This window comes from Desulfoluna sp. CYM3A (genome assembly GCF_056829965.1).
Genome location: NZ_CP186556.1, coordinates 944,416 through 957,594, shown reverse-complemented (window position 1 = coordinate 957,594; position 13,179 = coordinate 944,416). Strand labels below are relative to the sequence as shown.

Below are 13,179 nucleotides of genomic sequence, written 5' to 3'. Positions count from 1 at the left end.
ATGACTTCAGTTGCCGTTGACGACCGCATCAACAGTCAGGCGCATCGCCGGGAAACGCCATGGGCCGATCTGCGCGACATCGCCGCGGTGTCGAAAGGCGTCCGTTGCCAAACCGGCCCGATGGCACCTTATGCATAAAAGTATATAGAATTCAAATTGTTGTGTCCACTCTCAATTCAGAGAATCAGACACCGGCCTCATCCTCAGCCTTGAGTTCCTCAAGGGCTTCCCAGCGGCTGTACAGGGACTCCACCTCTTTCTGGGCCTCGCCCAGGGCCCCGCAGGCCTCCTGCAGTGCCGCCGGATCCGAGGCAATGGCAGGATCGTTCACCCGGGCTTCGAGATCCGCGGCCAAAGCCTCGGCCTCACCGATCTTCTCCTCGATCTGCTCCAGCTCATACTTGTGCTTGTAGGTGAACTTTTTCTTTGCCTTGGGCTCCTGCCGCACCTTTTTCTCCGGTGCCGCCTTTTTCTGCACCGGCTTCGGACTGTTTTCCCGCCCCCATTGCTCCACCCCGCTGCAGGCAAAAGCGCCCCCCTTGTCCAGGAATCCCAGCATGGACGATGTGACGGTCTCCATGAGGTACCGATCGTGGGAGGCCAGAACCACGGCCCCCTGGAATTCACGGAGGCTCTCCTCCAGCATCTCAAGGGACGGGATGTCCAGATCGTTGGTGGGTTCGTCCAGAAGCAGGACGTCGGCGGGCTGGCGCATGAGGCGCGCCAGAAGCACCCGGGCCTTCTCTCCGCCGGAGAGGCGCCCCAGGGGCAGGTCAAGCTGGTCGGGGGTGAAGAGGAATTTCTTGGCCCAGGTCACCACATGCAGGGGGCGGCCCCGGTAGATCACCGAGTCGCTGTCCGGGGAGAGCGCCTTTCTCAGGGGCATCTCAAGGTCCAGGGAGTCCCGCTCCTGCTCAAAATGGACGATACGGAGTCCCTCGGCCTCGCGCACAAGCCCCTTGTCCGGGGCCTCCTTGCCGCAAAGCTGACGCATAAGGGTCGACTTGCCCGTGCCGTTGTTCCCCACCAGCCCCAGGCAGGTGCCGGGGGAGAGCACAAAGGAGAGCTCCTCAAAAAGGGTCCGGTCTTCAAGATGGCGTGCAAGGCCCTTGGCCACCACCAGCTGCCGGGTCTTGCGCTGGGTGGAGGTAAAATCCAGGTCCATCTCCCGGTTGCTGCGGTTTCGGGTCCTGACGTCGGCCAGCTCTTCTTCCATGCGCTTTGCATTGTCGATACGGAACTGGGCCTTGGTGGTTCGCGCCTTGGGACTCCGGGCAAGCCACTCCTTCTCCCTGCGCATCACCGATGCCAGGGCGCTCTCCTGCTTTGCCTGGCTGGACAGCAACTCGTCCCGGCGACGCAGAAACTCCTTGTAGTTGCCCTCAATCTTTAAATACCCACCGGGGTACTGTTCACCGAGTTCCACGGTGATTCCCGTGACATTGGAGAGAAGGGCCCGGTCGTGGGTAATCATCACATAGGCAAAGTCGGCGCGTTTCAATAGCGCCTCAAGCCAGAGAATGCCTGAGAGATCCAGGTGGTTGGTGGGTTCATCCAGAAAAAGGAGATCCGGCATCTTGATCAGGGCCAGCACCACGGCAAGACGTTTTTTCCATCCCCCCGACAGGGTCTCCACCGGTGCGGACAGGTCCGGAAATTCCACCTGCCCGATGAGGTGCCAGGCTTTGCCGTAGGCCTCCGTATCCTCGGCGCAAAAGGCGTCCAGGGTCCCGTCGATGAGGGCTGAAACGGTTTTCCCCTCCTCAAAGTGGCTCTCCTGGGGAAGGTAAACCGCCCGGAAGCCCTTTTTGATGGAGACCTCTCCGGCATCCGGGGATATCACCTCGGCAAACACCTTGAGCAGGGTTGATTTTCCGGCGCCGTTGACGCCGATGAGGCCGATGCGGTCGCCCTCGTGGATATTCATAGATATGTCGGAAAAAAGGGTCCGGGCCCCGTAGGATTTGCCCAGCCCCCTGTATTGTGCGATGAGGGACATATGTCTTTTGCGTCTCTCTTTGTCCTTCGGCCTCCCCGGCACCTGAGATAAACCACCGATACGTGGGAAGCCCTAAAAAAAAGAAATCCCGTCTCCCCATGCAGTTCCCCAGTGGTCAACCACTGCCGCATGAAGGAAGACAGGCCGGTCCGTGTCCAGATGCCTGAAAAATGCCTTTTGTTTTTCTTAAAAGAGTACTACTGTTTTTGCTTTCACCATTTGGTTTTGTCGCTTCCATAGGGGGGACGCGGTGTCGATACGCATCCCACAGCCTGCCACGAGCCCGCTGACTTTACGGGCACTTGGTTCGGACCCGCCCCCCACGGCGACATCAGCGGGGACCCGACAGCAGAAGGCAGACCGGAATGGACAAGAGTAGCAGATATATCGACATGTGCAAAGGGGCCAGGGAGATTCAGGAAACCTGGCAACACAAAACCGGGGACATCTTTGCCACCGAGGAAGGAGAGGTGCTTTTCTGGGTGCCGGGAAAGTATGGCGCCCCTGAGATCAAGAACGGCTTCGGCGTCACGCGCACCGATAAAGTCGTCACCCTTGCCCGCTACACCTGGCTGCCCCGATACAGCCAGCTCATTGAAATTGCCCAGGAGGGCTCCGCAAACAGCTTCCGGGACGTCACCTTCCACTTCTACACCTGGCTGGACACCCCTTATGGCCCTGAGGCCGCACAACAGCCCAAAGAACTCTTTGCAACCAACGAGCAGGTATGGCTTGCCTATATAATGGAGAAACGCCACCACAAAGTGTGGGAAGAGGCGGGATGGGTGGAAGCGGGGCTAAGGGCTAAGGGCTAAGGGCTAAGGGCTAAGGGCTAAGGGCTAAGGGCTAAGGGCTAAGGGCTAAGGGCTAAGGGAAAAAACAGGAAAGAAGGTCCTTTGTCAAGGAAATACGTGAGCCCCGGTTCATCTGCCCTCTGCCAGGCAGAGCGTGTTTGACGCCCGACCAATCGGCAACCGCCATGCCGATTTACCCGGGGTACAAAAGGTAAATCGACATGGCAATCTTCGTTTCCGTAAGGTAATGGACAGCCCGTTTATCAGGCCACGTCACGGGGGGCCAGGGTCACGGCGTCGGCGGGGCAGTCCTCCACGCAGAGGCCGCAGCCCAGGCAGGCGGAGAGGTCTCCCATCTCAGGATAGCCGTTGGGGTCCTTACCCTGGGGCGCTCCCAGGGCAAGGCAGCCCGTGGGACAGGCATCCAGACAGATCACGCAGGCCATGCAGCTTTTCCGGTCAAAGACCGGGGCGAACCACTGGCTCTTTTTTACACGAAGGGCCGGAATCCCGAAGGGATCGGCCACGGCTCCGGCCGGGCAAACCCGTCCGCAGCTGCCGCAGTCAATGCAGAGATCCGCCTTGATCTCGTGCGTCTCTTTCTTTTCTCCGGTAATGGCACCGGTGGGGCAGATTCGGCTGCAGGAGCCGCACCCCGTACAGTTGTCGGTAATGGTATACGCCATCTCTTCTCCCCCTTACATCGCCGCTTCGAGTTCCCGGATGGTTTCATCCAGGGGTTTTCCGGTTTCGGGGTCCCATCCGAACTGTGTCCAGTAGTCCCGCATCATCTCCTCAATGGCCACGGTGCGTCCCTTATTGGCCCCTTGCGACTGCACCGGCCGCCCCAGGGCCCGGTCCGAAATCTTGAAACTCTTCGGTTCGATGCCGTGGCGCACATTAAAGGCCTGGCGCAGGGTCTGCACGTTGGCCCCCACCTCCATGTACTCGTTGGGGGTCAGGGTCCAGCCCGTGGCCGCGTTGAGCCAGTCGAACAGCCGCACGCGACGGGCCCCCAGAAAGGTGCCGAACAGGCAGGCCCCGGAGCCGTTGACCACGTTCATGAACCGGCTGTTGGCCGCCCCGATGACGGCCTTCTCCTCATCGGCTTTGTACTTGCTTCCCTTCATGTACAGAGGGGTGACCTTGGGCAAACCGTCCACCACCTGCCAGAGCTTGAACATTTCATAGTAGAGTCCCGATCCCACGGTGTGCTTGCCCGGCGAAGGCTCCACGCTGTAGTGCAGGGCAAAACCGGGGTCGTTCCGGGAGTCGTGCGAGTTGGCGGACCTGCCCCCCTGCGTGGACGGCAAAGGCCTCGGAGCCCTTGCCGATGCGGTGGGCCGCCTGTTTGACCCCGTCTGCCAGGATGTGGCCGATGCCTTCACGGGCCACCATTTTTTCGATGAGGGTCACGATGGTCTCGCTGTCCCCCCAGCTGAGGGCCAGGCCACCGGTGTCTTTTTTGGTGAAGACCCCTTCCTCATAACACTCAATGGCAAAGGCCACGGCGTGCCCCGCGCTGATGGAGTCCATGCCCGCACGGTTGAGCAGCTCGTTGAGGTAAAAGATGGAGTCCATGTCCTTGTTGAGGAGCAGCCCCCCCAACGAGAGCACGGTCTCGTACTCCGGCTTGTGGGTCTCTTTGTACTTGCCGTCGGTGCTGCAGATGCCTCCGCATCCCAGGGGACAGGAGTAGCAGTGGTACTTTACCTGTTCGCACTTGGTAAAGGCCGACGGGCTGGAGCTGCGGCTCTTGAACATACCCCAGTCCTTACTCGACCCCTTCCAGTTCTTGATGGGGGAGTCCCCCATCTCCACGGACATCTGGTTCATGGCCACGGTGCCCCATTTCTTGAGCATGATCTTGTACAGGATCCCGTCCTGGGCCATGACGCTGGGAAGCCACCGCATAAGGGCCCCGGTCCCCGCCATCATGGGAGCGGACATAAACGGAGGCTGAAACTGAACCCACTTGTTGCAGATGGCGCTTAAACGCTTCATCTCCTTGCGGTTGTGGGGGACGATGCGTTTGTTCCCCGCCAGCACAAGGGCCTTGAGGCGCTTGGCACCCATCACGGCCCCCAGGCCCGAGCGAGCCGCCATGCGCCCGTAATCCGTTGCCACCCCGGAGATGAGGGAGACGCTCTCCCCTGCCGGGCCGATGCAGGCCACACCGATCCTGCGGCCCTTTCTCCCCTGCCGGAAATGGGTCTCCGTCTCCACGGTGTCCTTGCCCCACACCTCGGAGGCGTCACGCAGCTCGGCCCCGTGATCGTCGATGTAGAGGTAAACCGGGGTCTCGCTGATGCCGCGCACAAAAATCCCGTCGTAGCCGCAGCGCTTGATGGCAGGGGAAAAGGTGCCGCCGCAGTTGGCGTCCCCCCAGGCCCCGGTAAGGGGCGATTTGCCCACCAGGGTCCAGCGGCCGGTAAACAGGCTCCCCGTGCCGGTGAGGAGCCCGGAGACAAAGCCGATCATGTTGTCCGGTCCCAGGGGGTCGGCCCCTGCCGGAATGTGCTTGTAGAGCATGTAAGCTCCCAGGCCCATGCCCGAGAGGTACTGCCGGTAAACCCGGTCCGGGATCTCTTCTTCCCGGACGCTTCTCTCCCCAAGATCCACGATGAGGACCTTGCCCATGTATCCGTTACCCATAATGTCTCCCTAAAAAGGCTACGAAAAACAGCCGATAGCGGCCCTGCCGGGGGCCAAACTTTTGAAAAGTTTGACAAACAGGTCTTAAACCGTCATTTCGAGGCTCCGCAAAAACAGTCCACACACGTTCTCATCAGGAACATTTTTTGCGGAGCTTTTTTTCAATAAAACGACCCGCCGGAGGCAAGCTTTTCCATGCACGTTAAGCATAGATGGCATTTTTCCGACAGGAATCTGCCCTAAGCCGTCTTCACACGGCTCAGGTCCAGGGGGTCTCCTGCCCAGGACGCCTCCATCACCATGAGGGCGTCGTCGTAGTCCACCTCCTCTGGGTTGTAAAAGATGGAGCCGTCCCCCAGGGCTGTCCGGGCGATGGCGGGCAGGTGCTCCCGAGTCACCGCCGGGTTGCCGTTCTGGTCCGTCACCTCTTTAAAAAAGCGGCTGTGGCGACCGTCGGTTGCCTCGTACAGGGCCTGATTAAACTCACGGATGCACGCCACGGTCTTTTCCGCCCGCTTGTCAGGGGCGGTGGCCGCGTAAACAGCCTCCCCTGCGATGGGGTAAGAGAGCTCTCCCGTCCACCGGCCGTTTTTGTGCATGTTGTACTCCAGGCCGTAGGGAAGCAGGATGGACATGCAGGTCCCGTGGGCCACATGGCAGACGCCCCCCACGGAGTGGCCCAGGGTATGCACCATGCCCACCATGGAGTTGGAAAAAGCGATACCGGCCAGGTTGGCAGCCGTGGCAAGGGCCAGGCGTCCTTCCTGATCCTCGGGCCGCTTTACCACGTCCATGAGGTTCCTGGAGATCAGGGAGATGGCTTCCACGGCAAAGGCATCGCTGATGGGATTCTTGGACAGGCAGGTATAGGCCTCCACGGCATGGGTCATGGCGTCCATGGCCGTTGCCGCCGTCAGGTGAGGCGGCAGGGTCAGGGTCATGCGAGGGTCCAGGACCGCGATATCCGGCAAGAGAAAATGAGAGGAAAACAAAAGCTTCCGGTTCACCGACGGATCGTTGATTACCGCCACCAGGGTCACCTCGGAGCCTGTCCCTGCGGTGGTGGGTACGGCCACCAGGGGCTTCAGGGGACGCTTGAGTACCCCGGCCCCGGAAAAATCGAGGAGGCTCTCCGCCTCTTCGGAGACCACGATGTTAACCCCCTTGGCCGTGTCCATCACCGACCCCCCGCCCACGGCGATAAGGGCGTCGCACCCGGCTTCACGGTACACTGAGGCGATGCGGTGCACGGTGCCCACATCGGAGTCCACGGGGACATCGTCCTCCACGGCAACGGCGGGCATGCCCGAGGCCAGGGCCTCTTCCACGATGGAGACAAGGCCTGCGGCCGCCACGCCCTTATCCGTGACGATCATGGGCTTTGAAGCCCCCAGGCCCTCAAGCAGGGCAGGGATGCGCTCCAGCGCCTCATGGCCTGCCACGGTCTTTACGCCGCAAAAAAACTCATAATATCCTGGGTTGTACATTAGGACACCTCCTGTGTGGCTCGGATGGGCTGGTTGTTCGGGTCGGGACGGGTCCCGTCCCAGGCGGAAAGGAGAAGACTCTCCACCTCCTGGCGCTGCCACCCCTCGGCCATGGCCGCGGCCTGCTCGCACAGCCCCTGCAGGGTCTCCTTCTCCAGGCCTGCTTCGGCAAGGCTCCGCGGAAGCCGGGCTTCGGAAAAGATCCAGAGGCGGTTGATGGTCTCCCGCACCATGGCAAGGGCGGCCTCGGCCCTCTGGTTCACGGGTGTGGCGCACAGCAGGTCCAGATCCGCCAGGGCGGAGAGCAGGCCGGAAAGATCCTGCCCCCTTACCCGGCTAATGTACTCCAGAACCGTGGGCAGCAATACGGCGGCAAGCACCTCACGGGAGGTCCCGGCCGCAGGGGAGAGCACGTCCGCCAATACAAAGGTCAGGCTTTTCCGTGCTTCGGGAAGCAACCCGCCGGAAACCGCCATGGCCGTCACAAAGGCCACCTCCTCCTCACGGGGCCCACCGGTGCCGAACAAACGTGAAAGGCGTCCCCGGGGCGCTTCCGCACGGGTCAGAAGAGGCATCAGCCCTGCCACCACCTGCCGGGCAGTAAGGCGTGCATAGGGCAAGGCCAGGGGATTCGCCTCCACCGGTTCATAGAGGCAAAGGGCCGCGGCCAGGGCACCCAGGCCTGCCTCGACCAGTCCGGCCCCGGCCTGTCCTTGAAGCATCCGCGGGTCCACGGCGATGAGATTGGGGCACAAAGACGTTCCCCGGATCACCTGATTCCCCAGGGCAGCTTCCGGAGCAGCTTCCCGGCCCGTCAACTCCAGGGTGGGAACCCAGGCAAAGGGAGCCGTCGCCGAAGCCGTCCCCCCACCTGCCAGGAGCTCTCTCAGGGCCTCGGGCCCTCCCTGGGCAGCCACGGCAAGGCACTTGCCCACATCCGTCACCGCGCCGCCCCCCACGGCAATGACGGCATCAAAGCCTCCTTCGTTGTAATGTCCCCAGACCTCGCGGACGGTCTCAAGGGTGGGCATATCCTCCACGGCATACACCCCGTAGGTAAGCCCTGACCCTTTGAACGCAGATTCCAGGGGCTTGAGCCCGCCTTTGCTGTCCAAGGCCTCGGCACACACCACCATGGGGCGGTATACAGAACCCGCCCAGGTCAAAGGGCAGGTGTTCCAGGGCCCGTGATCCGGCCCCGATCTTCGACGGAAATATAAAATCCCTCACACCCGTATCCATAACGTGCCTTCCTCCCTCCAGGTTTATAACCCGGTCACGGTTCTCAGATAGACCTTGCTCCGCCCCAGAAGATGTCGGGACCAGGGCCAGGCGGGGTAGCGCTTGACGGCCAGTTTTGCGATAAACTTCGGCAGCAGGTAGACCTGAACGATATCCAGGACCCTGACCACGGCGCAGGCCTCGGGCACGCCGCCGTCCACGTAAAGCCGCGCCCTGGCATTGGCCGTGGGGGTGCTCTCCTGAAACGAAAAGATCATGAAAAAGGCCTGCATGTGCTTGATGGTCATGTCCAGATCAATGGACTCGCCCTTGCCCTGCCCGAGGTAACGCACCTTACCCCCTGCCTCCTTGCGCACCACCATGCGGGGGCCGTCGGGCAACACCCCCAGGGAGAACGTCAGCCCGTCCGGCAGCGACTCGAACTCCCGTTTCACGTCCTCATCCACCTTGGAGGCCGCCACGATGGCTCGGCCTACGAACCAGAGCATCAGCGTGATATAGAGTCTCTGAAACACCCTGCGCCCCGCCCTAACCTCTCTGAATTGTCCCATACCTGCTCCTTGAATTCTGTGGTCTGCCTGAACCGGCTTACACCCTGACGAACTTACCGAGCCGAGAACAATGTTCGCTTTTTAGCTAAAAAAATTTACTCTCCGGCCCTCTCCACACCTCTCGGCCAGCTGGCCGACTCCATGAACATATAGCAAAGCAACGAGTACTGTCAAGGAAGCCCGGTATGCCCCAAAAACAAAAAAGCCGACCATCCGCCCTTATTCGGGCGGCATGGCCGGCTTTGCTTCATACAAAAAGCACGTGGTGAATCACCTGCCGAGGCCAGGGCCTCGGCATAACTCTCCACCTGAGACGGGACATCAGATGGATTCCAGGGACGCCCCTTCGCGCATGATGAGGAGAGCCAGCTTGTGCATGTACTCGCGACGCTCGGACTCGTTTCGGCCCGGATAGTTGCGAAAGGTCATGACAATGCCTGCAAGGGAGGCGAAGAAGGCCTGGCTGTGGAAGCGCAGGGGGGTCTCGCCGTCGGACTTTTTGACCACCTCGTCGAACATCTTGGTGAAGTAGAGGAGTACCGCGTTGAACTTCTTCAGGGCGCGGGGGTTTTCCTCTCCGCGCATGAGGAAATGGCACATCATCTGAAAGGTCGCTTCGTTGTCGATCATGTAATCCACAACGGCCACGGCAAGGGATTCAATGGTTCCGCCTGCCTTGAGACGGGTCTCCAGGAGCTGCTCGATCTTGTTGATGTCCCGGATCAGGGCCTCCACAAACAGGTCGTCGCGGCTGGGGAAATAGCGGTAAATGGATGCCGCGGAAACACCGGCTTCGCTGGCAATGTCCCTCATGCCGATCTCGTGGAAATTCTTGGTTTCGAACAGCTTCATGGCGGCTGAAATGATCAGCCCCTTTCGCACTTCTCGTTCGTTCTCTCTGAGACGCATGAACGTGGACTTGTCTGTCATTTTATATACCCTCCAAACTTCTCGGTACCGCCCGCTGGGCCGGGTACTCGTATTTTTTTAAGCAATGGCATGCCGCATCAGAAACATCGTTTTACTTCACAGGATATGACCGCCTTCCCGGAGGGGCCGTTTTCACCGATGTGCATCCCAAAGGTGGCGCAACCTTTGAGACTCCTTGAGGTAACTTGATCTGGACGACACAAAACAAAATTTACTTTAACAAATTTCGATATATACTACTGTTCATTTGGCATTGCAACACCTTCTCCCTTTTTTTATACGATCGGTATACTTCCTGGAGTAAAGGGAAGAACCTCCTTTTTCCATCCCGCTGTTTTTCAGGTGTGTTTTCATCATGTTGCCACATCAAGACCGGCTCATCACGGAAGAGGAGAAAAACCCGTCAAACGGATTTTCCCTTAAGGGGAAGGGTCGGTGCCTGGCAAAAACAGCACTGTGCAGGCCTTTCGCACCGCCAGCAAGGGACTCACAACACAATGCCCGCACAAGGACCGCTGGCATCAGCCACAAGCCGCCGGGATGGCACAGCTACTTGTAAAGGAAACGCCAACGGTCATGAAAAGTGTATCAGATCACGGGCCCGCCATCAAACATTCAACCGGAAACCCGTTCATCGAGATACACTTATCACACACAAAACATCGTTCAATACCAAAAATAAAAAAAAGGAAACTATTCAACTGAAAAAGCCTCCGGCGGCCCTGCCCCGCGCTTCAGGGCACGGGGTAGGCAACGTCGGCCATAAACCGGTTGATAACCTCCCGCAAGGCGTTGATGGAGATGGGCTTGGAGATGTAATCGTTCATGCCCGCCTCCAGGCACCTGTCGCTGTCCTCTTTCATGGCGTGGGCTGTCATGGCCACCACAGGTACCCGGGGGTTGCTGACCCCGGTTGCCGGATCCCGGATCAGGCGTGTTGCGGCAAGGCCGTCCATTTCAGGCATCTGCACGTCCATGAGCACCAGCTCGTAGCTTTTAACCTTCAGCAGTTCCACGGCATCGGCCCCGTTTTCCGCCACATCGGCTTTGAGCCCGAGCTTGGAGAGAAACTTCTGGGCCACGAGGCGGTTGGTGGGGTTGTCTTCCACCACGAGAATGGGGTTGTCCGGAGCCTGTCCGTCCTCTGCATCTGCGGCCCCTTCGCCCCCAGGGCCCTGCCCGGCTTTTCCCGGGGATGCCGACTCCATGGCCACGGCAAGGCCGTCCAAGAGACCCTTGACCTTCACCGGCTTGGCCACCATGGCGTGATAACCGTCGCCATCGGTCCCGTCGGTCTCCGGCGCCTTGCCCCTCTGGGTCAGAAGCAGCAGGGGAATGGCGTCTCCGCAACGCTCTTTCACCCGGCGGGCCAATTCCCCGGGCTTCATGATGGAAAGCTCGCAATCGATAATGACCAGGCTCACCGCCCGCACGGCACCGCCTGCCCGTAAAATTTCCAGGGCATGGTAGCCGTTGAGGGCCTCTTCACACCGAAGCTCCGCCGACTCCAGCAGGTTGCGAACCGACTTGCGGGTGGGGAGGCTCTCGGCCACCACAAGGTATTTGCCCTGCCGAACCCTCTCGGGCACGGCATGGGGCCGGGCTCCTGCCTGGCCACGGGAAAACACGGCGGTGAACCAGAAAAGGGCGCCCCCGCCTTCGCGCCTTTTGGCGCCGATCTCCCCGCCCATCATCTCCACGATCTGCTTGCAGATGGAGAGCCCGAGGCCCGTGCCCCCGTACTTGCGCGTGACGGAGACATCCTGCTGGGCAAAGGGGGTGAACAGCTCTTCCACCTCCTCTTCGCAGATCCCGATGCCGGTATCCGACACCTCGAATTTCAGCACCACCTGGTCCGCGCCTAAGCTCACCGGTGAAATGGAAAGCCCCACCTCCCCTTTCCCCGTAAACTTCACGGCATTGTCCATGAGGTTGGTCAGGACCTGCTTCAGACGAACCGGGTCACCGGCCAAAAGCGAGGGAACCTCCTCGCCCACAGACCCGTGGAGCGCTACATGCTTTTTGGCGGCCCGCACGGTGATGAGGTCCATCACGTCCTCCACCGCGCTTCGCAGGTCAAAGGAGATCTTCTCCAGATCGAGCTTGCCCGCCTCCACCTTGGAGTAATCCAGAATGGCATTGATGATGGTGACAAGGGAGGTGGCGCTGCTGCGGATGATGTTGACGTACTCCAGCTGCTCGGCCCCGAGGCGGGTTCCCAGAAGCAGCTCGGTCATGCCCACCACCCCGTTCATGGGAGTGCGGATCTCATGGCTCATGTTGGCGAGGAAGGCGCTCTTGGCCCGGTTGGCCGACTCAGCCCGTTCGGCAAAAAACTTCAGCCGCTCCACGGCCTGGCGCAGTTCCAGGGTACGTTCCCGGACCTTTTCGTCCACCTCTTCGCACAGGGCCCGGTTTTCGCTGTCGAGAAAACCCATACAGAGGGCCTCTTCCATCCAGATCCCCAAGGACTCGGAGGCGTCATCTCCCGAGCACGCCACCGAACGGACAAAGGGGCCCTTCGGGGCACTGCCGCCGGGGTCGTCCAGCAGGTAAAACAGGTGCACCGCGGCATGGGAGGGCACGTTTCGAAGGCATGCAGCCACCTCCTCGCTCCCCGGGGCCCCCTGCCGGGCCACCATGGCCACCAGGTTTCCACAGGTGGAGGATGCCGCTTCGGCCTCTTTGGGCGTGGTGCACCGATACAAGGTGGTGATCCGATCCTCGAGCCCGCGGCCCCTCAGGGCATTTGTCACAAACGCCTCGGCCTCGGCATCAAGGTCGTAGAGCAGCAGGCTGCCCCTGCCCTCAACCGGAATCAGGGATGTGGATGGATCATTGGATTCACAGGCGCCGGATGACATGGAGGTGCTTCCCATAGAACCGCCTTTTGAAATTTGTTTCATATGCCGCCGAATTTAACCCGCATATCAGGGCCGCGGCCACAGTAAGAACCAATCGGTTTATGAATGGATTGTCGATTCATAACAGGTGCCGGACACACGTGTCAACAAGCCGAAATCACACAACTCAAGAGACCCGGAGGCCCTATGCGGCAGAAGGTCTCTGACTGAGAAACACCCCGGCAATCACCATGGCGCCTGCGCCGAACTGAATCGGCTTGAACACCTCCCCGAGCATCAGCCACCCGAAAAAAAGGGTCAGCACCGGGATCAGGTTGATAAACGCCGTGGCCTGGCCCGCAGGCATCCGGCCCATGGCAAAGCTGAAGCAGAAGTAGGCCCCGAAGGTCACGAACACCCCGAGGTAGACAATGGTCCATACCGCCTCCATGGGAATAAAATCGGGGATGGGCACCTTGAGCCCCCAGATGAGCAGGGCAAAAAAGAGGGCCCCCACAACGGACTGGACAAAGGTGAGGAACAGCGCGGTGTAACGGCAGGAGAGCCGCTTGAGAATCAGGGTATACCCGGTGGCCGTTACCATGGCCGGAGCAAAAGTTACGGGCGGGATTGGGCGCAGATTCCGTGGCCTCTCCGGTGAAGGTCAGCAGGCAAACC

General features: G+C 60.3%; 11 protein-coding genes. 1 reads left to right on the top strand and 10 read right to left on the bottom strand.

What is annotated here, in order from left to right; genetic code table 11:
- Positions 1–184: 184 nt before the first annotated feature.
- Positions 185–1,999 (bottom strand): ABC-F family ATP-binding cassette domain-containing protein, encoded by a 1,815-nt coding sequence (locus ACOYW1_RS04995; protein ID WP_482421906.1) that lies wholly within the window; start codon positions 1,997–1,999, stop codon positions 185–187.
- 365 nt (positions 2,000–2,364) lie between these two features.
- Here ACOYW1_RS04995 and ACOYW1_RS04990 point away from each other — a divergent pair, with 365 nt between their 5' ends.
- Positions 2,365–2,814 carry a hypothetical protein gene (locus ACOYW1_RS04990; RefSeq protein WP_482421905.1) on the top strand — a complete coding sequence of 150 codons (450 nt, stop codon included), beginning with the start codon at positions 2,365–2,367 and terminating at the stop codon, positions 2,812–2,814.
- Between the two features lie 242 nt (positions 2,815–3,056).
- Here ACOYW1_RS04990 and ACOYW1_RS04985 read toward each other — a convergent pair whose 3' ends face one another.
- The 9 genes from ACOYW1_RS04985 to ACOYW1_RS04945 all read right to left on the bottom strand — a co-directional run bounded on the left by ACOYW1_RS04985 (position 3,057) and on the right by ACOYW1_RS04945 (position 13,105).
- Positions 3,057–3,479, bottom strand: coding sequence for a 4Fe-4S binding protein (locus ACOYW1_RS04985; protein WP_482421904.1), 423 nt, complete (start codon positions 3,477–3,479; stop codon positions 3,057–3,059).
- A gap of 12 nt (positions 3,480–3,491) precedes the next feature.
- Positions 3,492–4,028 carry an aldehyde ferredoxin oxidoreductase C-terminal domain-containing protein gene (locus ACOYW1_RS04980; protein WP_482421903.1) on the bottom strand — a complete coding sequence of 179 codons (537 nt, stop codon included), beginning with the start codon at positions 4,026–4,028 and terminating at the stop codon, positions 3,492–3,494.
- Positions 3,979–5,448 (bottom strand): aldehyde ferredoxin oxidoreductase family protein, encoded by a 1,470-nt coding sequence (locus ACOYW1_RS04975; RefSeq protein ID WP_482421902.1) that lies wholly within the window; start codon positions 5,446–5,448, stop codon positions 3,979–3,981. The genes ACOYW1_RS04980 and ACOYW1_RS04975 overlap by 50 nt, the downstream gene beginning before the upstream one ends.
- 239 nt (positions 5,449–5,687) lie before the next feature.
- Entirely contained in the window at positions 5,688–6,935 is a 1,248-nt protein-coding gene (locus ACOYW1_RS04970) for an iron-containing alcohol dehydrogenase (RefSeq protein WP_482421901.1), read from the bottom strand.
- Positions 6,935–8,101, bottom strand: coding sequence for an iron-containing alcohol dehydrogenase (locus ACOYW1_RS04965; protein WP_482421900.1), 1,167 nt, complete (start codon positions 8,099–8,101; stop codon positions 6,935–6,937). Before ACOYW1_RS04965 ends, ACOYW1_RS04970 begins: the two co-directional genes overlap by 1 nt.
- 99 nt (positions 8,102–8,200) lie before the next feature.
- Positions 8,201–8,728 carry a hypothetical protein gene (locus ACOYW1_RS04960; RefSeq protein WP_482421899.1) on the bottom strand — a complete coding sequence of 176 codons (528 nt, stop codon included), beginning with the start codon at positions 8,726–8,728 and terminating at the stop codon, positions 8,201–8,203.
- 321 nt (positions 8,729–9,049) lie between these two features.
- Positions 9,050–9,658: a TetR/AcrR family transcriptional regulator gene (locus tag ACOYW1_RS04955; RefSeq protein ID WP_180146976.1), complete on the bottom strand. Its 609-nt coding sequence runs from the start codon at positions 9,656–9,658 to the stop codon at positions 9,050–9,052.
- A gap of 734 nt (positions 9,659–10,392) precedes the next feature.
- A complete protein-coding gene (locus ACOYW1_RS04950; protein ID WP_482421898.1) occupies positions 10,393–12,537 on the bottom strand; it encodes a response regulator in 2,145 nt (714 codons plus the stop codon).
- Between the two features lie 169 nt (positions 12,538–12,706).
- Entirely contained in the window at positions 12,707–13,105 is a 399-nt protein-coding gene (locus tag ACOYW1_RS04945; protein ID WP_482421897.1) for a DMT family transporter, read from the bottom strand.
- Positions 13,106–13,179: the final 74 nt, after the last annotated feature.